General features: G+C 69.2%; 16 protein-coding genes and 1 pseudogene. 10 read left to right on the forward strand and 7 right to left on the reverse strand.

Features of this window, described 5'->3' with window-relative positions:
* From JWN97_RS04480 to JWN97_RS04495, 4 genes and pseudogenes are all read right to left on the reverse strand, one after another.
* Positions 1-1776: pseudogene (locus tag JWN97_RS04480) on the reverse strand (hypothetical protein); the annotation flags it as partial.
* 1034 nt (positions 1777-2810) lie between these two features.
* A complete protein-coding gene (locus JWN97_RS04485) occupies positions 2811-4301 on the reverse strand; it encodes an NAD-dependent succinate-semialdehyde dehydrogenase (protein WP_297618944.1) in 1491 nt (496 codons plus the stop codon).
* Positions 4298-5416 (reverse strand): alcohol dehydrogenase catalytic domain-containing protein, encoded by a 1119-nt coding sequence (locus JWN97_RS04490; protein ID WP_297618948.1) that lies wholly within the window; start codon positions 5414-5416, stop codon positions 4298-4300. The genes JWN97_RS04485 and JWN97_RS04490 overlap by 4 nt, the downstream gene beginning before the upstream one ends.
* Positions 5417-5469: 53 nt before the next feature.
* Positions 5470-7143: a class I adenylate-forming enzyme family protein gene (locus JWN97_RS04495; RefSeq protein ID WP_297618951.1), complete on the reverse strand. Its 1674-nt coding sequence runs from the start codon at positions 7141-7143 to the stop codon at positions 5470-5472.
* 203 nt (positions 7144-7346) lie between these two features.
* Here JWN97_RS04495 and JWN97_RS04500 point away from each other — a divergent pair, with 203 nt between their 5' ends.
* The gene (locus JWN97_RS04500) at positions 7347-7943 is read left to right on the forward strand and encodes a TetR/AcrR family transcriptional regulator (RefSeq protein WP_297618954.1); all 597 of its coding nucleotides are present in this window, start codon (positions 7347-7349) and stop codon (positions 7941-7943) included.
* Here the strand turns inward: JWN97_RS04500 and JWN97_RS04505 are convergent.
* On the reverse strand, positions 7915-8556 hold the full coding sequence (locus tag JWN97_RS04505) for a TetR family transcriptional regulator (RefSeq protein ID WP_297618957.1): 642 nt from the start codon (positions 8554-8556) through the stop codon (positions 7915-7917). The two genes, JWN97_RS04500 and JWN97_RS04505, sit on opposite strands and share 29 nt — an antisense overlap.
* 108 nt (positions 8557-8664) lie before the next feature.
* On the opposite strand from JWN97_RS04505, the gene JWN97_RS04510 reads away from it, so the two are divergent.
* Complete coding sequence (locus JWN97_RS04510) at positions 8665-9015, forward strand: DUF485 domain-containing protein (RefSeq protein WP_297618960.1); 351 nt, start codon at positions 8665-8667, stop codon at positions 9013-9015.
* Positions 9012-10571, forward strand: a complete 1560-nt coding sequence (locus tag JWN97_RS04515) for a sodium/solute symporter (protein WP_297618963.1) — start codon at positions 9012-9014, stop codon at positions 10569-10571. The genes JWN97_RS04510 and JWN97_RS04515 overlap by 4 nt, the downstream gene beginning before the upstream one ends.
* Before the next feature lie 133 nt (positions 10572-10704).
* Here JWN97_RS04515 and JWN97_RS04520 read toward each other — a convergent pair whose 3' ends face one another.
* On the reverse strand, positions 10705-11118 hold the full coding sequence (locus JWN97_RS04520) for a thioesterase family protein (RefSeq protein WP_297618965.1): 414 nt from the start codon (positions 11116-11118) through the stop codon (positions 10705-10707).
* A 127-nt stretch (positions 11119-11245) separates the two neighbouring features.
* Between JWN97_RS04520 and JWN97_RS04525 the strand changes: the two genes are divergently transcribed.
* The 7 genes from JWN97_RS04525 to JWN97_RS04555 are packed head-to-tail and all read left to right on the forward strand — an operon-like array spanning position 11246 to position 18131.
* Positions 11246-12031, forward strand: a complete 786-nt coding sequence (locus JWN97_RS04525; RefSeq protein ID WP_297618968.1) for an SRPBCC family protein — start codon at positions 11246-11248, stop codon at positions 12029-12031.
* Positions 12028-12831 carry an MBL fold metallo-hydrolase gene (locus tag JWN97_RS04530; protein WP_297618972.1) on the forward strand — a complete coding sequence of 268 codons (804 nt, stop codon included), beginning with the start codon at positions 12028-12030 and terminating at the stop codon, positions 12829-12831. The genes JWN97_RS04525 and JWN97_RS04530 overlap by 4 nt, the downstream gene beginning before the upstream one ends.
* 13 nt (positions 12832-12844) lie before the next feature.
* Positions 12845-13612, forward strand: coding sequence for an SDR family oxidoreductase (locus JWN97_RS04535; protein ID WP_297618975.1), 768 nt, complete (start codon positions 12845-12847; stop codon positions 13610-13612).
* Positions 13609-15954: a xanthine dehydrogenase family protein molybdopterin-binding subunit gene (locus tag JWN97_RS04540; protein WP_297618978.1), complete on the forward strand. Its 2346-nt coding sequence runs from the start codon at positions 13609-13611 to the stop codon at positions 15952-15954. The genes JWN97_RS04535 and JWN97_RS04540 overlap by 4 nt, the downstream gene beginning before the upstream one ends.
* Positions 15951-16685, forward strand: coding sequence for an enoyl-CoA hydratase (locus tag JWN97_RS04545; protein WP_297618981.1), 735 nt, complete (start codon positions 15951-15953; stop codon positions 16683-16685). The genes JWN97_RS04540 and JWN97_RS04545 overlap by 4 nt, the downstream gene beginning before the upstream one ends.
* A 7-nt stretch (positions 16686-16692) precedes the next feature.
* Entirely contained in the window at positions 16693-17538 is an 846-nt protein-coding gene (locus tag JWN97_RS04550) for an FAD binding domain-containing protein (RefSeq protein ID WP_297618984.1), read from the forward strand.
* A complete protein-coding gene (locus JWN97_RS04555; RefSeq protein WP_363321252.1) occupies positions 17538-18131 on the forward strand; it encodes a (2Fe-2S)-binding protein in 594 nt (197 codons plus the stop codon). The genes JWN97_RS04550 and JWN97_RS04555 overlap by 1 nt, the downstream gene beginning before the upstream one ends.
* A gap of 59 nt (positions 18132-18190) precedes the next feature.
* Here JWN97_RS04555 and JWN97_RS04560 read toward each other — a convergent pair whose 3' ends face one another.
* Complete coding sequence (locus JWN97_RS04560; RefSeq protein WP_297618986.1) at positions 18191-19192, reverse strand: hypothetical protein; 1002 nt, start codon at positions 19190-19192, stop codon at positions 18191-18193.
* Between the last annotated feature and the right edge of the window lie 58 nt (positions 19193-19250).

Raw genomic sequence — 19250 nt, forward strand, 5'->3', positions numbered from 1 at the left:
ACCGTCGGTGTCGACCTTGTTCGGGTCGGTGCCGAACTGGTTGACCTCGGGGCCGTCGGCGATACCGTCGTTGTCGGAGTCGCCGTCGAGGGGGTCGGTGTCGTGCTCGTTGACCTCGTCGCCGTCGCTCAGGCCGTCGTGGTCGGAGTCGTGGTAGCGCGCGTCGGTGCCGCGCTGGGACTCGTCGCCGTCGCTCAGGCCGTCGTTGTCGGTGTCGGGGTTGCGTGGGTCGGTGCCGCCCTGGGACTCGTAGAGGTCGTCCAGGCCGTCGTCGTCGGTGTCGACCTTCAGCGGGTCCGAGGTGTACCCGCCGAACCACCAGTAGCCGTAGACCTCGGTGCCGTCGTAGAGGCCGTCGCCGTCGGTGTCGCGGTTCAGCGGGTCGGTCTCGTGGACGTTGACCTCGGCGCCGTCGGCGAGGTCGTCACCATCGGTGTCGCTGGAGAGGGGATTGGTCTCGTGGACGTTGACCTCGGCGCCGTCCTTCAGGCTGTCGCCGTCGGTGTCGGCAGACGTCGGGCTGGTGTGGTGGACGCGCAGTTCGGCGCCGTCCTTCAGACCGTCGTCGTCGGTGTCGGCGAGCGTCGGGTCGGTGTCGAAGTCGCGGACCTCGTCGCCGTCGAGCAGGCCGTCGTCGTCGGAGTCGTCGTTGGTCGCGTCGGTGCCCAGGTCGGCCTCGACGTTGTCGTTGAGGTTGTCGAAGTCGGTGTCGCGCAGGGTCGGGCTGGAACCGTTGCGCACCTCGTCGCCGTCGTTGAGCGAGTCGCCGTCGGAGTCGACCTTCAGCGGGTTCGAGCGGTGGAAGAAGGCTTCCTTGCCGTCGACGAGCGAGTCGCCGTCGGTGTCGGCGGACGTCGGGTCGGTCTCGAACCAGCGGATCTCCTGGAGGTCATCCAGGCCGTCGTCGTCGGAGTCCTTGGCGTTCGGGTCGGTGCCCAGGTCGCGCTCGTCGGCGTTGCTGATGCCGTCGCCGTCGTTGTCGTCGAAGGAGTCGTCGTAGACCGGAGCCTCGTCGACGACGTTCGGGTCGGTGCCGTCGCCGTAGATCTCCTGCGGGTCGTCGCGGCCGTCACCGTCGGTGTCGGCCTTCAGGGGGTTGATCTTGAAGTCGTTGACCTCGGCGCCGTCGGGGAGGTAGTCGCCGTCGGTGTCGGACTTCAGCGGGTTCGTGCCGTGGGTCTTGACCTCGGCGCTGTCGGAGAGGCCGTCGTCGTCGGAGTCGGCGCGGTACGGGTTCGTGCCGTTGGCCTTCTCCTCGACGTCGCTCAGACCGTCGTTGTCGGTGTCAGCCTTCGGGTCGACCGGGGGGATCGGGTCGACGGGCTTGTCCTTGGCGAGCGGGTCGGTCTTGTCGACGAAGATCTCGACGAAGTCGCTGCGGCCGTCCCCGTCGGAGTCAGCTGCCAGCGGGTCGGTCTTGAACTGGATCTCGACGAGGTCCTTGATGCCGTCGGAGTCAGAGTCCTTGCGGTTCGGGTCGGTGTCGTACTTCTTGACCTCCACACCGTCCGCGAGGCCATCCATGTCGCTGTCGGCCTTCTTCGGGTCCGTGTGTGCCTTGTACTCGCCCCGGTTGCGCAGGCCGTCGTGGTCGGGGTCGGCCTTGGCGTCGTTCTTGTCCGGGTTGGTGCCGTTCTTGATCTCCCACTTGGTGGGGATGCCGTCGCTGTCGCGCGAGGGGGCAGCGGAGGCGGGGGCGGCGAGAGCCAGGCCCGAGGACAGCGCGAGCGCTGAGATCGACAGGGCGGCCGCGATGGTGCGCGAGGACGACTTCAAGGCGTTCAACCTGTTCTGTGAGTGCGGCTCTGGGGAGATCCAGGCGTCGCGATGGGTGCTGCCGGCGGTGCTCCGCCCCGGGCCGTACTCGCGCTCGTTCGAGACCAAGCTGTGGAAGGCTCCGGGCTTCACGATGCGCAAACGGCGCCTGGTTCAGGCTTCCAGAAGGACGCCGTCCTGTCCGCTGAACTACTGGAACCGGCACAGGGAAGAGGTGAACGAGAACCCCTGGGATGGCGGCGCGACGTCGATCCGCACCCCTGATGGCGTCGCTTTCCGGTGCGCCATGGTGACCGGGCACCGTCCCCAGCACCTCACGCCGGCAGAGCTCGCCTTGGTCCCAGGCGGCCCTCATGCACACGGCGTGGCGGATGCGCAGCGTCTACGGCACGGTCCGAGGGATCAGCGGCATGGCGCTCGGTGCAGACACGTGGTGGGCGCTCGGAGTCCTTGCCTCGGGCATGCGCCTGGAGGCCTACATCCCCTTCGAGGACCAGCCGGCGAAGTGGCCCGAGGCGACCGTGAGATGTGGGTCGAGCTGCGTCGCCGGGCCAAGGCTGAGACGAGGCGATTCGCTACGTGAGTGTGGCTCGGGACAACCAGGAGGCGTTGGTGGCGCTCCTGTCGCACCACGGCGCGACCCTGTGGGCGCCGTGGAGCCTGCGGCCTACGTACGAAGCGGCCTTTCTGGCCTCCTGGACTCTCGACCCGGAGGACGGAGCGGAGCACCGGGCGCGTGGTCTGCGCTGCGAGATCCGCGACGCCCTGGAGCAGCGCAAGCACCGGGCCTTGTTCAAGGCGTCCCCTCAGGTAGCCGAACTGATCGCCGATTCCGAGCGCAAGAGTGACGCCCGATCCATGGCCCCCCACACGTCAGAAGCGGCTGCACTCGGCCGCTCCTTTCGACACGCTGCGCCAGCCTGTGGACGTCGCGAACCAGATCGAGACGCTGGCGATCGGGACGCAGACAAGGTGGCGACCTCGATCTGCTCGGAGAGCTCAGACGACGAGCGGCGAGCGGCGGGGGGCGATGCTCAGTGGGTCGGGTCGGCGATGCCGACGTAGCGGGTCTCGAGGTACTCCTCGATGCCCTCGGCGCCGCCTTCGCGTCCCAGACCGGACTGCTTGACGCCGCCGAAGGGCGCTGCCGGGTTGGAGATGATGCCGGTGTTGATGCCGAGCATGCCGGCCTCGATCGCCTCGGTCAGGCGCAGGGTGCGGGCCAGGTCCCGGGTGTAGGCGTAGGCGGCGAGCCCGTACTCGCTGGCGTTGGCCAGCTCGACGGCCTGGGCCTCGGTGGTGAACGTGACGATGGGCGCGACGGGCCCGAAGATCTCCTCGTTCAGGATGCGAGCTGTGGGCGGGACGTCGCTGATCACGGTCGGGGGGTAGAAGTAGCCGGGACCCTCCGCAGGCGTACCGCCAGTGATGATCGTGGCGCCGGCTGACCGGGCGTCCTGCACGAGCTGGTGCACCGCTTCGCGGCTCTTGGCGTCGATGAGAGGGCCGATCTGGGAGCCGTCCTCGGTGCCGCGGCTGACGACGAGCTCACCCATGGCTGCGGCGAGCCGGGCGGCGAACTCGTCGGCCACCGACTCGTGGACGATGAACCGGTTGGCGGCGGTGCACGCCTCACCCATGTTGCGCAGCTTCGCCTTCATCGCACCGTCGACGGTGGCGTCGAGGTCAGCATCCTCGAAGACGAGGAACGGGGCGTTGCCACCGAGCTCCATGCTGGTGCGCAGGACCTGCTCGGCGCTCTGGCGGAGCAGGTCTCGGCCCACGGGGGTGGAGCCGGTGAAGGACACCTTGCGCAGGCGCGGGTCGGCCAGCAGCGGGGAGGTGACGGCGCGGGCGCTCGTGGTGGGGACGACGTTGAGCACTCCGGCCGGCAGGCCGACCTCGTCGAGGATGGAGGTGAGGAGCAGGGTGGTCAGCGGTGTGAGGTTGGCCGGCTTGAGGACCATCGTGCAGCCAGCGGCGATGGCAGGTGCGATCTTGCGGGTGGCCATCGCGAGCGGGAAGTTCCACGGGGTGATCAGCAGGCAGGGTCCGACGGGACGCTTGTGGGTCAAGAGGCGGGTCACTCCGTCAGGGGCGACCGAGTAGCGGCCCGCGATCCGCGGCGCCTCCTCGGAGAACCAGCGCAAGAACTCGGCGCCGTAGGCAACCTCGCCGCGGGCCTCTGCGAGCGGCTTGCCCATCTCGAGGGTCATCAGCAGGGCGAAGTCGTCGGCGCGGGCGGTGACGGCCTCGAACGTGGCGCGCAGCAGCTCGCCGCGGGTGCGGGGTGCCGTGGCGGCCCAGGCGTCCTGAGCGTCCACGGCGGCGGCCAGGGCGGCCTGGCCGTCCTCCGCACTGGCGTCAGCGACGCTGGTCAGCGTCAGGCCGGTGGCGGGGTCCTCGACGTCGAACCTGTCGCCGGAGGACGACTCGACCCATGTGCCGTCGAGGAAGAGCTGCGTGGGCACCTTGGCCAGCAGGTCGCGCTCGACATCGGTGAGGTGCGACGTGTCGTTGCTCATGCGTGCAGTCCTTCGAGGTCGATGATCTGGCGAAGTGCCTGACCGGCGGCGAGGCTGTCCATGGCCTTGTTGATGTCGGCCAGCGGGATGGTGTCGGAGACGAGAGCCTCCACGGGCAGCCGCGAGTCTCGCCACAGGTCGGCGAAGATCGCGACGTCGCGCCTGGGGACCGCCGAACCGAGGTAGCTGCCCACGATGGACCTGCCGCCGGCGACGAGCGCGAGGGGGGAGATCGACGATCGCGCGTCAGGTGCGGGAAGGCCGACGGTGATGGTCGTGCCTCCAGCATCGGTCATCTGGACCGCGGTCTCGAAGGCTCGGGCGTTGCCGGCCGCTTCGATGACGATGTCGGCCCGTATGTCGCCCTCGAGTGCCTCGGCGGGGGAGTAGGTGGCTGCTGCGCCGAGCTTCTCGGCCTGGCGGAGCTTGGTGTCGACCCCGTCGACGCCGATGACCTCGACACCGTCCACGGCGAGCGCGGTGAGCAGTGCCGCCATCCCGACTCCTCCGAGCCCGACCACGCACACCCGCTGGCCCGGCTTGGGGCGCGCGGCGTTGAGGACGGCGCCGCCGCCGGTGAGGACCGCGCATCCGAGCAGCGAGGCGACGGGTGCGGGGACGTCATCGCCCACGGCGACGACAGAACGTTCGTCGACCACGGCGTGCGAGGCGAAGGCTGAGACGCCGAGGTGGTGGTGCACGGTCTCGGTGCCGCGCCGCAGACGGATGCCACCGTCGAGGAGCGCGCCGCGCTCGTTGCTGGCGCTGCCGCGCACGCAGGGGCGGATTCCTTGGGTGGCGCAGCCGGAGCACTCCTCGCAGCGGGGGAGGAACGTCATGACGACGCGCTGGCCCGGGCGCAGGGTGCGCACCTGGGCGCCGACCTCCTCCACGATGCCGGCGCCTTCGTGTCCCAGCAGCATGGGTACGGGTCGGCGTCGATTGCCGTCCACGACCGAGAGGTCGGAGTGGCACACACCGGCCGCCTCCATCCGCACCAGCACCTCGTGGGGCCCGGGCGGGTCGAGCTCGAGCTCGGACACGACGAGAGGGTTGCTGTCGACGAAGGGGGTGGGGTCGCCGATTCGTTCGAGGACTGCTCCGGTGATGCGCACCGATGTTTCCTTCCTGCAAGCCGCGCGGCAGATGCCCTGCGGAGGTGGATGGGTCACGTGAGGGGCGAGGCAGCCTTCATGGGTGGGCTGGCGGCCTCGGGCGACGATGGCGTCGACGGGTCCGCAGCGCCGGCGCCGGGGGCTGCATGGGTGCTCGATCCGGGCTTGGTCTTGAGCTCGAAGCGGCGGATCTTTCCGGATCCGGTGCGGGGGATCTCCGACACCTCCACGATCCGCGACGGGACCTTGAAGTAGGCGAGGTTCTCGCGGCACACGGCAAAGACCGCTTCGTGGTCCAGCGGCTGACCCGACGTGGCCACGATGAAGGCGACCGGCACCTCGCCGAGGTCGCGGTGGGGCTCGCCGACCACCGCGACGTCCTCGACGCCCGGGCAGCTGAAGATCACGGTCTCGATCTCGGCCGGGGCGATGTTCTCCCCGGCTCGGATGATGAGCTCCTTGACGCGTCCGGTGATGGTGACGAACCCGTTGGGGTCGCGTCGCCCCAGGTCTCCGGTCCGGTACCAGCCGTTGGTCAACGATGCCGCAGTCGCTTCGGGCAGCCGGTGGTAGCCGAGCATCACGTTGGGTCCTTGCACCCACAGCTCGCCCTCCTCGCCGGCAGGCACGTCGCTCCCACTGGCATCCACGAAGCGAACCGACACGCCGGGAAGCGGTACGCCGCACGAGCCGGGGACTCGCCCGCCGCGGGGGGCGTTCATCGTCACCATGGTCGAGGTCTCGGTGATGCCGTAGCCGTCGAGGAGCGGCACGCCGGCGTAGTCGTCGAACTCCTCGTTGAGGCTGCCCGACATGATGGCTCCGGCCGAGATGCACAGGCGCAGGTCCGGGGCGTGCAGCCTCCCTGCTTCCGAGCGGCTGTTCAGCAAGTACTGGAACATCGTCGGGACGCCAGGGAAGACCGTGACTCCGTCGCTCGCGAGTCGAGCGGCGACGTCACGCGGGGAGAACTTGGGGAGCAGCGTGGCACGGGCCCCCGCGGCGGTGACTCCGACGACCGAGAGCACGAGGGCGTAGGAGTGGAACAGCGGCAGGCACGACAGCAGGTGGTCGTCGGAGCTCAGCTCCGCGATGGGGATCCAGCAGGCCGCCACCACCCACAGGCACCCGCGCTGGGTCAGGTGAACGCCCTTGGGCCGCCCGGTCGTGCCGCTGGTGTAGAGCATCCAGCAGCAGGTGTCGAGGTCGGTGTCGTCCGGGGCCGCGGCCTGTGGGTCGCGCGCGAGCAGGGCGTCGTACCCCACGAGCCGGACGTCCGGCGGCAGTTCCACGGTGCCGGACAGGTCGGGGTCGTCACCGGTCACGAGCACGGTACGGATGTCCAGGGAGCCTGCTCGGATGCTGGCCAGCATCGCGGGAAGGTGGGCGGTATCCACCACGGCCACAGTCGCTGAGGAGTTCTCGGCGATGTAGGTCAGCTCGGGCACGGTGGCCGTGGGGTTGGCGCAGACGGTGACGACGCCTGCGCGCGGGGCGACCAGGTAGCCCTCGACCACCTCGACGGAGTTGTCGAGGTAGAGCAGCAGCGAGTCGCCGTCGGCCATGCCGAGGTCGACGAGGTGACCGGCCAGCGTGGCAGTCCGCGCCTCGAGCTGTGCGTAGGTGAGGCTCTGGCGGGTGTCTGTGTACGCCACGTGGTCCGGGCGGTTGGCGGCGTGTGCCGCCAGAAGCTTCGGCACGGTGGTGATGACGGAGGTGTCGATCATGGTGGCTCCCTAACTAATGAGTGTTAGTTAGTTGCAGCATAACCAGCGTCCCATGGTTTGACCAGACCCCCTCCCCCGACGACGCAGACGCGGCCGGGTGTTGCTGCAACGCGATCGGTGTCGGCCGCTACTCTCGCGCCATGGTCCTTCCCGGCAATCCTCCCATCGGTCGAGACGACCGGGCCGCGGTGTCCCCGTCCGCGGTGCTCGACGCCGCGCTGACCGTGTTCGCCGAGCGCGGCTACCACGGGACGTCGGTCAAGGAGATCGCCCTGCTGCTGAAGATCCGCACGCCCAGCCTGTACAACCACATGACCTCCAAGCAGGGCCTGCTGGAGGAGATCATCGGCTCCACCAGCCGTGGGGTCTGGGCGGACTTCCAGGCCGCGGTGGACGGCAAGGACGATGTCAGCACCCGGCTGCACGACGCCGTGTACGTGTACGCGCTGCGGCACGCCACGAGACGACGCGAGGCCGTGGTGGTCAATCGCGACATCTCCAGCATCGAGGAGCCTGCCCGCACGGACATCCTGGACCTGCGCCGCCGGCATGAGCACGGGGTCCGCGCGTTGGTGCAGGAAGGTATCGACGCCGGGGTGTTCATGGACCAACCGGCGTCACTGGTCTCCTTCGCGATCCTCGAGATGTGTGTCTCGATCGCTCGGTGGTTCCACCCCGGTCTGGCCTTCACCGCCGAGGACGTGGCCGAGCACTACAGCCGCTACGCACTGCGCATCGCGCGCGGCGAGCAGGATGTCGACGGATCCGATGTCAGCGGATCGGCCCCTGCACCATCCTGACGGCCTGGGTCGCGAAGTTGCGTGCGACGTCCTCCGCGGTGAAGTCGCCGCCCTCGTGGAACCAGCGCGCCGCGCTCACGCACATCTCGCGGATGGCGAAGGAGGCGAGCTTGGCCGAGGGCACGTCGAACAGGCCGCTGTCCACGCCGTCGCTGATGATCTGACGGAACCGGCGCTCCTGGAAGCGCCGTAGTGACTGGGCGCGGCTCAGGTCGTGCTCGGGCAGGTGCCGCGCGTCCTGGTTGACCACGAGCGCCTCGCGGCGGTGGACGGCGTGGCGCAGCGCGTAGGCGTACGTCGCGGCGTAGAGCCGGTCATGCAGGTCGACGTGGGCCTCGATCGCCTCCTCGAGCTCGGCCCCCACGTGCGCCAGGGTCTCGAACACGATCTCGACGAGCAGGTCGGACTTGGCCTCGATGTGGTTGTAGAGGCTGGGTGCCCTCAGGCCGACGGCGTGTGCCACGTCCTTCAGTGAGGTCCCGTAGTAGCCCCGCGTCGCAAAGAGCGTGAGAGCGGCCTCGAGGATGTCGGACCGCGTGACGGGACTCAGCCCCGAGGCGCGCCGATCGAGTCGCGCGGCCGCGCCGTCCTGCTCCTGCGCCAGCTCCTTCATGTCTGTGCCCTTCCGCTGCAAGTCGACTCGGCCCCGGGGTTGACGTGACAGGCATCACCCCTCAGAGTGTGCTAACTAATGCACGTTAGTTACCGAGAGGATACCCCGATGTCCCGACCAAGCACCACCTCAGAACCGGACTGGGCGGCCATTGCGCAGCGTTCTGACTTCCAGCAGCTGGTGGCTCGTCGCCGCCGGTTCGTCGTGTCCGCACTGAGCTTTGCCGCGATCTGGTTCGGCGGGTTCTTGCTGATGACCTCCTATGCGCACGGGTTCATGCAGCAGCTGATCGTGCCCGGGTTGTCGGTCGCCTACGTGCTGGGCTTCTCGCAGTTCGTCATGATCTGGGTCCTGACGGCCCTGTACCTGCGCTCGGCCGGCGGGACGTTCGACGAGCTGGAGCGAGGCGTGGTCGCGGGCGCCGGCTACCGGCACGCCACGGCGGGAGTCGACGCATGAACCTCACCCGGCTCTTCTTCTTCGGTGCCATCTTGGCCATCACGATCGGCATCACGATCTGGGCCTCGCGCCGCACCAGCACGACCAGCGAGTTCTTCGCCGCTGGCCGCTCGGTCACCGGCCGGCAGAACGGGCTTGCCATTGCTGGCGACCTGATGTCGGCGGCAACGTTCCTCGGGTTCACCGGCCTCATCTACCTCGCCGGCTTCGACGGTTGGGTACTGGCGACGGCAGCCATCTTCTCGTTCCTGCTCATCTTGATGCTGTTCGCCGAGCGCATGCGCAACGCCGGTCAGTACACGATGGCCGACGTGCTGTCGTTTCGGCTCTCCCGGCGCCCGGTGCGTGCCGCGGCCGCCAGCACGACGCTGGTGGTCGTGGTCTTCTACCTGATCGCCCAGCTGGTCGGAGCCGGTGTGCTCATCCGCGCACTCACCGGCCTCGACTTCACGGTGGCGGTCATCCTGACCGGCGCCGCCATGCTGGCCTACGTCGTCTTCGGGGGCATGCTCGCCACCACGTGGGTCCAGATCGTCAAGGCCGCCATGCTGCTCGCCGTGGGTGCTGCGATGTGCGTGTTCATCCTGTGGCAGTTCCACTTCAACGTCTTCGAGCTCTTCGACACCGCCGCCTCCAGGCACCCACTGGGAGACAACTACCTCGGCCCGGGCGGGTCCAACCCGAACCCGCTGAACACACTGTCGGCCGGGCTCGCCTACGCGATCGGGACGGCCGCGCTGCCGCACATCCTGATCCGGTTCTTCACCGTCCCCGACGCGCAGGCTGCCCGACGTTCGGTCGGGTGGGCAGTCGGCCTCATCGGCGTCTTCTTCGTGATGACCTCGATCATCGGCTACGGCGCACGTGCCTTGTTGCCGACCGGGTCCGAGGAGGCCACCGCAGGCGGCAACCTCACCGCTCCGCTGCTGGCCCAGCACCTGGGCGGCGGCGAAGGGACCTTCGGTGGCGACGTGTTCATCGCCCTGGTCAGCGCCGTCGCGTTCGCGACCATCCTCGCGGTCGTCGCCGGACTGCTGCTCTCGGCGTCCGGCGCCATCTCCCACGACCTGTGGTTCAACGTGTTGAAGCCGGACGCCAGTGCAGCGGAGCGCGAAGGCACGACCGTGGCGCGTGTCGCCGCCCTGGCCGTCGGCGTGGTCGCGGTCGTGCTGACCATCGCCCTGGGCGACTCGCTCAACGTCGCCCTGCTGGTGGGACTCGCGCTCTCGATCGCAGCGAGCGCGAACTTCCCGGCTCTGGTCCTGTGCCTGGCCTGGCGCAGGTTCAACACCGTCGGCGCACTCGTGGGCATCTTCGGGGGTCTCATCGCATCGGTGACGCTCATCATCCTGGGACCGCAGGTCTGGCCTGGCGGACCCGAGGCTGCACCGTTCCCCCTCACGTTCCCGGTGCTGGTGTCGATCCCGGTCGGCTTCGCCTGCTGCGTCCTCGGCACGCTGCTGAGTCCGCGACGCGTGGAGGACGAGCAGACCTACTACGAGCTGCTCGTGCGGTCGCAGACCGGCATCGGCGCCGAGGCGCCCACCGCACACTGAGCCGGGCAGTCGCGGCGAGGCCGAGCGAGCTGTTGGCTCGCTCGGCCTCGCTGGCGTTCGTCGCTGCCGACCGCTGACTGGTGGGTGGGACGCCGCAGGCCCGGGGACCAAGGTCCGGGACCCGAGCCCGGTCTCACGCCTGCGACTGGGCCTCTAGCTCGCCCAGGGGGCCGCGCAGGTCCTCGGGGATGGGGACGGTCGACTTGGCGGTGCGGTCGATGTAGACGTGGACCCACCGACCAGTGGCCGCGGCGGTGAGGGTCGGGTCAGGTCGTTCTCCGTCGAAGATGCCGATCTCGTAGACGACGCTGGAGTTGCCCAGGCGCTGGACGCGCAGGCCGACGGTGACGTACCCGGGGAAGCTGAGCTCGGAGTGGAAGCGGCACGCCGACTCGGCCACGACCCCGATGACGGCCTTGTGGGCGAAGTCGCCGCCGGTGTGCTCGGCGATCCAGGTGTTGATCGTGGTGTCGAACAGCTCGTAGTACTTGGCGTTGTTGAGGTGTCCGTACATGTCGTTGTCGGACCATCGCGTCAGGTGCGTCATGCGCACTGGGAAGGCCGACAGCGGACGCGGAGAAGGTTCGGTGCTCATAGGACCTCTTTCGTTGTTGACACCTCGTGACGACCGGCATAGTGTCACTAACTAACGCTCATTAGTAAAGGAGAGACCGGTGCACCTCAGTAACACCTTCACCGTCAGCCTCCCCGTGGACCAGGCCTGGGCCACGTTCCTCGACCTAGAACGCATCGCCCCCTGCCTGCCTGGCGCGGCGATCACTGATGTGGACGGCGACTCCTTCGAGGGCGGCGTCAAGATCAAGGTGGGACCGATCTCCGCGCAGTACCGCGGCACCGGGACCTTCGTGGAGAAGGACGAGGCGGCGCATCGCGTGACCATCTCGGCCAAGGGCAAGGACGTCGGCGGTCAGGGAAACGCCGAGGCCACCATCGTGGCGACCCTGAGCCCCCAGGGCGATGGGACGCAGGTCAAGGTCGACACCGACCTCGACCTCTCCGGACGAGTGGCGCAGTTCGGCCGCGGGGTCATCAGCGACGTCACCGGACGGCTGATGACCCAGTTCGCCAAGAACCTCGAGGCCGAGATCAACGCCGGTTCGCTCGGCGCCGACGCCGAAGCTCGCTCGCAGGGCACCTCCGATGGCGAGTCCAAGCCGCGTCCGCGCCAGTCCCTCGACGACGTCGAGCCCCTCGATGTCGTCGGCAGCATGGGTGACCTCGTGGCCAAGTACGCCCTTCCCGCGGCCGGTGCCCTCGTCCTTGCCGGGCTGGGTGTGGTCCTGCTGGGTCGCAAGAGCCGTGCCGGCACCGCTCCGTTCGCCGGAGGCTTCGGTGGCGGGTTCGGAGGCGCTCCTGTCAACATCTTCCTCACCCTGCCCGCCCCTCTTCTCGCACCTGGCACCTACCCGGTCCTCCCTGACCTGCGAGTCGTCTCGTGAGCACCATCAAGGTCGGCAACATCGCCGTCACGCCGCTGCTGGACGGCACTGGTCGCGAGTGCGCCCGGGACGTGCTCCAGCGCGATGGCGACGCCAGCGCGTGGGACGAACACCCCGGAGAGACGGACGCCGACGGCGACCTGCGCCTCACCCTGGGTGGGTTCCTGGTGCGCACCGCAGACCGCGTGGTGCTGGTCGATGCGGGCGTCGGCACCATCGACAACGGCCGCTACCGAGGCGGACTGCTGCTGGAGCAGCTGCGCGAGCAGGGCCTGGACACAGGCGACGTCACCGACGTCGCCTTCACCCACCTGCACTTCGACCACGTCGGTTGGGCCACCCAGAAGGGCCAGGTCGTCTTCGAGAACGCCACCCACCACGTCCACTCTGCCGACTGGAACTTCTTCGTCGAGGACGTCGACAGCGACCCGGGGGCGGTGCGCAAGCTCGCTCCGCTCCAGGCACGCCTCGACCCGTTCGACGCCGGCAAGACACTGGCGCCCGGCCTCGATGCGCGACCCGCGGTGGGGCACACCCCCGGCTCGACGGTGTACGTGATCTCCGACGGGGGCGAACGACTGGTCCTGCTCGGCGACCTGGCGCACCACCCCCTCGAGCTCACCCAGGACGGATGGAGCTTCCACTTCGACCACTCGAAGGAGCAAGCGTCCGCCTCGCGTCGCGAGATCGTCGAGGAGTTCGCCGACACCGAGACGCTGCTGGCCGCTGGCCACTTCCCCTACCTGCGCCCCGGACGGCTCGCCGCCTCGGGCGATTCCCTGACCTGGAACACCCTCTGAAGGAGAGACACACATGGACCTGAAGCTTCACGGAAAGAACGTGCTGGTCACGGGGGCCGGCAAGGGACTCGGTGCCGCCATCGGCCTCGCCTTCGCCCAGGAAGGCGCCAACGTCGCCTTCCACTACAACTCCTCTTCCGAGGGCGCCGAGAAGGCGGCCGCGCAGGCACAGGAGCTCGGCGTCCAGGCCATCGCTGTCGGAGCCGACCTCACCGACCCGGCAGCGGTCACCGCCGCGGTGGACGACGTCAAGGAACGCCTGGGTGCGATCGACATCCTCATCAACAACTCCGCTGCCACCCAGAGCAAACCGTTCCTGGAGACGACCGAGGACGACTGGGCACCCCAGATCGGGGTCACCGTCACCGGCACGCTCCGCGTCACCCAGGCCGTGGCCAAGCAGATGGTCGAGGCGGGCGTACAAGGCTCCATCGTCAGCCTCATGGGCGACTCCGGCCGCGTCGGTGAGTCCCGCCTCCTGGTGACCGCGACCACCCGGTCCACGACCGTCGGGCTGACCAAGTCGCTGGCCAAGGAGCTGGCACGCCACAAGATCCGCGCCAACGCGGTCTCGATCGCCCTGGTGCAGACGGGCAGCCTGGCCGAGCACACCGGCAACGCCGACGAGGAGAAGATGAAGCGCATCCTCTCGGCCTACCCGCTGCGTCGCCTCGGCACTCCCGAGGACGTCACCCCCACCATCCTGCTCCTCGCCTCCGACCTGTCGTCGTGGACCACTGGCCAGATCCTTTCGGTCAACGGCGGCTACGCGATGCCATGAGCAGCACTCGAGGCGCCACCGACCATGACGCACCCACCGGTGCGAAGGGACGCACCGTCCCCCGCAAGGAGGACCTGCGACTGATCACCGGGCGAGGAAACTTCGTCTCGGACATCGAGCTGCCGCGCATGAAGCACGTCGCGTTCCTGCGTAGCCCGTACGGCCACGCCCACGTCACCGGCCGCGACACGAGTCGCGTCGGCGATGCGGCAGACGCCGTCTTCACCGGCGCGTCCCCGGAGTTCCAGGACATCTGCCTGCGAGCCCTCTCGGCGCTGCCGACCTACATCGAGACCCCGCAGCCGCTCCTGGCCAGGGACAAGGTCCGCTTTGCCGGCGAGCCGGTGGCCGCCGTCGTCGCCGCCGACCGCTACCGCGCCGAGGACGCGCTCGAGCTCATCGACATCGACTACGACCCCTTGCCGGCCACCGTCACCGCGTGGCACAAGCCTGAGGTGCCCGTCCACGACGAAGCACCCGACAACGTGCTCCTTCAGCGCGAGTTCGAGGCCGGCGACGTCGACCAGGCGTTCAAGGACTCAGCCGTGGTGGTGGAGCGTGAGCTCACCACCAACCGCCACGCGGGCAACCCGATGGAGTGCCGCGCCGGGGTTGCCCTGTGGGACCGCACGGGGGAGAAGCTCACCTTCTGGTCCGGCACCCAGGTCCCGCACCTGGTCCGCAACATGGTGGCCGAGCTGCTCGGCATGTCCGAGGGCAACGTTCGCGTGATCGCCCCCGACGTGGGAGGCGGGTTCGGCACCAAGGCCGTGCTGTACCCAGAGGACGTCGCACTGTGCGTGATGGCGCGGACCATGCCGGGCACGGCCCTGAAGTGGGTCGAGGACCGCAGTGAGCACCTGCAGGCTGCCGCTCACGCCCGCGACCACCGCTACCTGATGAAGGTCGGGTTCTCCGAGGAGGGCAAGATCACCGCCGTCCAGGGTGACATCACCTGCAACATCGGCGCGTACTCGGTCTACCCCTGGACGGCCGGCATCGAACCGCTGATGGCAGGCGGCCTGCTCACCGGCCCCTACATGGTCGACAACTACCGGTGCGTCACCCGCGGGGTCACCACCAACACCGCCTACGCCGGCCCGTACCGCGGCGTCGCTCGCCCGGCCACGGTCTTCGCGATGGAGACGATGCTGAACCTGGGGGCTGCCGAGCTCGGCCTGACCGATCTGGAGATCCGCCGGATCAACCTCATCCCCGAGGACGCGATCCCCTACCGGATGCCGTCACGGCTGGTCGACGACTCAGGCTGGTACTCCCGCGCCCTGGAGCAGTGCGTCGAGACCATCGGCTACGACGACTTCCTCGTCGAGCAGCAGCGACGCAAGGACGATGACGAGAACCCCATCGGCATCGGGTTCGCCTGCTACAACGAGCTCACCGGCCTCGGCCGCGCGGCCGCGGCCGGCCCCCGGATGCCGTTCCGTACGGGTCACGACGCGTGCACGGTGCGCGCCGAGATCGACGGAAGCATCACCGTGCAGTCCGGTGTGACCAGCCAGGGTCAGGGCCTGGAGACCACCATGGCGCAGGTCGTCGCGGACGCCGTCGGCGTCGACTACGACGACGTCAACGTCCGCATCGGCGACACCAACGAGTCGCTGTGGGGCTTCGGTGCGTTCTCCTCGCGCCAAGCCGTCATCGGCGGCGGCGCCGCCCACACCAGCGGCGAGGCGCTGCGCGAGCAGATCCTCAAGCTCGGAGCAGCGGTCTACGAGCTCCCCCAAGAGGAGCTCCGCATGGAACGCGGACGAGTGCTGCACACCGTCAAGGGCGACATCGGCAGCCTCGCCGAGCTCGCCCGTATCGCCTACATGGAGTCCAACCGGCTCCCGCCCGGGTTCGAGCCCGGCCTGCAGGTCACCCGGTTCTACGACCCCATCCGCGGGGCGTTCTCCGCCGGCGCCCAGGTCGCGATCATCGAGGTCGAGAAGAGCTCAGGCATGCTCAACATCCTCAAGTGGGTGTGCGTCGAGGACGCCGGCAACGTGATCAACCCTCAGGTCGTCGACGGTCAGATCGCCGGCTCCATCGCCCAGGGTCTCGGCGGCACCATGTACGAGCACCTGGTCTACGACGAGCGCGGCAACCTCAGCACCGGCACCCTGCTGGACTACCTGATGCCGACCAGCCACGAGGTCCCTGAGCTCCACATCGGCCACCTGTCCAAGCCCGCCGACAACCCGCTCGGCGTACGCGGTGTCGGCGAGGGCGGGACGCTGGGCCCGAACGCGGTGGTGGCCGGCGCCATCCACAACGCCCTCTCGGTCGAGATGCGACACCTGCCGATCACGCCGGGCCGAGTCTGGGAGGCCATCCAGTGATCGTCTCGACCGATCTCGGTGAGCAGCTGTGGCAGCTGTCCATCGACCGCCACGACCGGCGCAACGCCCTCGACATCGACCACCTCGACCAGCTGCACGACCAGTTCGCCGCGGCGCTCCACGCCGGTGCCCGGTGCGTGGTCGTCACCGGTGAGGGAACGACGTTCAGCGCTGGCGCAGACCTCGACAGCGTCTACGACGACACCTTCACGACCGCTCTCTACCGCACGCTCGGAGCGATCACCGACGCCCCCGTCCCGGTCATCGCCGCCATGAACGGACCTGCCGTTGGTGCCGGCGCGCAGCTCGCCATCGCATGCGACCTACGCGTCGGCGGCGACCGGGCGTTCTTCACCATCCCCACCGCCCGCAACGGCCTGGCCGTCGACAGCTGGACCATCCGACGGCTCGCCCTGCTGACCAACGGCGCCGTGGCCCGCAACCTGCTCATCGGCGCCGCCACGCTCACTGTCGACCTCGCCCGACAGCTCGGTCTGATCGGGCGGGCCGGCGGCCTCGACGAGGCCATCGCGTGGGGCCGCGACATCGTCTCCATGGCACCCCTGAGCCTCGCGCACAGCAAGCGTGCCCTCGAGGTGCTGCTCGAACCAGACGTCGACGGCGCCGCAGAGCTCGAGAATCTCTTCGATGAGTGCTGGGCCAGCGACGACGTCGCTGAAGGCCGCTTGGCGCGCACCGAAGGCCGCACGCCCGTCTTCGAGGGAAAGTGAGACACCGATGAAGGCCGCTCCATTCGACTACGTCCGCGTGGACAGCATCGCCGGATGCGTCCGGGCGCTGCAGGAGGCCGACGGCGACGGCAAGATCATCGCCGGCGGCCAGAGCCTGGCCCCTGTCCTGGCGATGCGCCTGGCACGGCCCTCCCTGCTGGTCGACATCAACCGCATCCCCGGCATCGCGGCCATCGAGCACCGCGACGACGAGCTCAGAATGGGCGCCCTGGTCCGCCACGCCGACCTGCTCGAGCAGCAGCACTCACCGCTCCTGGCCGCGGCAGCCAGGTGGATCGGCCACCCCGCCATCCGCTCCCGCGGAACACTGGGCGGCAGCATCGCTCACTCCGACCCCAGCGCCGAGTGGCCGGTCGTCGCAGCCGCGCTGGAGGCGAGGCTGACCGTCCACGGCCCATCGGGATCACGCGAGGCCGCTGCCGGCGACTTCTTCCTCGGGCCCCTCGAGCCCGACCTGCAGACCGACGAGGTCCTGGTCCGCGTCGACATGCCGATCCCCGAGGCATGGGGCTTCGCCGAGCTCTCCCGTCGCCATGGAGACTTCGGGCTCGTCATGGCCGTCACCGCTCAGGTCCACGGCACGTGGCGCGTGGCGATCGGTGGGATCGCCGGTGTGCCACTGCGCGTGCCCGAGGCCGAGGCGCTGCTCAACGACACCACGAGCCCCGAGAACGTTCGGGCAGCGGCGCAGGCGGCTGCCGCGGCCGTCAGTCCCGGCGACGACCTCCATGCCTCGAGCCGGTACCGCAGCGCCATGGTCGAGGAGTATGCGCACCGCTCGATCACCCAGGCACTCACCCAAGCCACCGCTCGCCCGGTAGGAGTCAGCTGATGCAGGTCAACATGTCAGTCAACGGCACCCACGCCACCGTCGACGTCGAGCCACGCAGGACCCTCGCCGATGCGCTCCGCGAGGACCTCGGCCTGACCGGGACCCACCTCGGCTGTGAGCACGGCGTCTGCGGCGCCTGCACCGTCATGGTCGACGGGCAACCCGTTCGCGCCTGCCTGATGTTCGCTGTGCAGGCCGACGGCGCCTCCGTCACCACCATCGAGGGCCTCGCCTCCGACAGCGGCGAGCTGCACGCCGTACAGAAGGCGTTCTGCGACAAGCACGGCCTGCAGTGCGGCTTCTGCACCCCTGGCATGCTCATCTCTGCGCTCGACCTGCTGCACCGCGAGGAGAAGCCTTCACGCGAGCGGATCCGCGAGGAGATGTCCGGAAACATCTGCCGCTGCACCGGCTACGTCGGCATCGTCGACGCCGTGGAGCAGGCCGCCCAGGAGCTGGCCGACTGGAACAACGCCGGTCCCAGCGACACCACCGAGGACTCGACCGACGTCGCCAGCGCCGGGCAGACGGAGGACGCTGGCACGCCTGGACGAGGCGCCCACGTCCACACAAGCTCGACAGGGACCGCGTGATCGCGACTGCCCGCACGGGGCCGGCGGCTCCGACTCCCCCCGGGGACCCGGCACCCAGGTCATGTGCGCGTCCGCTCGAGCCGGCCGCGTCGCTCTTCCTCCCTCTTCGAGTACGCGGCTCTGCGGATGGCCTCGTCCGACTCGAGTCCGGTGCCCAGGCCGCCGCCGACGGTCGCCGCAGAGGCGACGAACCAGGCAAGCACGAAGAGGTCGCGGTGGTCGAGAGATGAGCCGAGGTAGCTCCCCATCACAGCCGGGTCGAGCACGAACAGCGCCCACAGCAGGTTGACCACGTAGAGCACGAGGTAGCAGATCAGCACGCCGGTGGTCACGGTCACGAGCGTCGAGGTGTTGTAGAGCCGGGACCTGTCCCGAGCCTCGGGCGAGTCCTCGTCCGGGCGGTCCCAGAGGTTCCCGTCGATGATGATCCAGGCGACGACGAGCGCGACCGAGACCACCGTCGCCACGACGAGGCGCCACGGCGAGAGCGAACCCGCAAGGAGCCACACCGTCGAGTTGATCGTCGCGACGGCACCGGTCGCAAGGGCCGCGACCAGTGCGGACTTGAGCCCGGGCACGAGGAGCCACGGCCGATTGGCGAGCACCATCCCGAGGAGCAGGCGCCAGTGTCCGGTCGAGACAGGAAGAGGGACCCGCTGCTCGCGGTCGGCGCTCCGGTCCTCGACCAGGCTGTCGACCAGCGAGCGGACCGCGCGGTGGGAGCGGGACTGCACGCGGAAGCCGCCGAGAGCCGGGAGCGAGACCACTGCTGCTCGTCGCTGGTGGTCGGTCTCGACCAGGAGGTACCTGCCGTCCGGGCCGCGCAGGGGGAGCTCGGTCAGGCCCACGACGACGTCCCACTCCTGGTCGTCGGCCCTGTCGCAGAGCCGATCCACCGCGGTCCCGACGTCCTCGGAACCGGTGGTGAACGGCTCGCTCACCAGGTCCATCTCCCAGGCGCCGCGATCCTGGTCGCGCGGAGGGTCGAGGTCGCAGAACCCACGCGCGATCTCGGTGGGGGACGCAGGATCGGCAACCACGCCGACGCGTAGGGCCCTCATCCCGGCACCGTAGGCACGTCCCATCCTCGGCAACAAGGCAGACGCCGTCGGCATTTCT

It is taken from the genome of Nocardioides sp. (genome assembly GCF_025965415.1).
In the GTDB taxonomy this organism is placed as follows: domain Bacteria; phylum Actinomycetota; class Actinomycetes; order Propionibacteriales; family Nocardioidaceae; genus Nocardioides.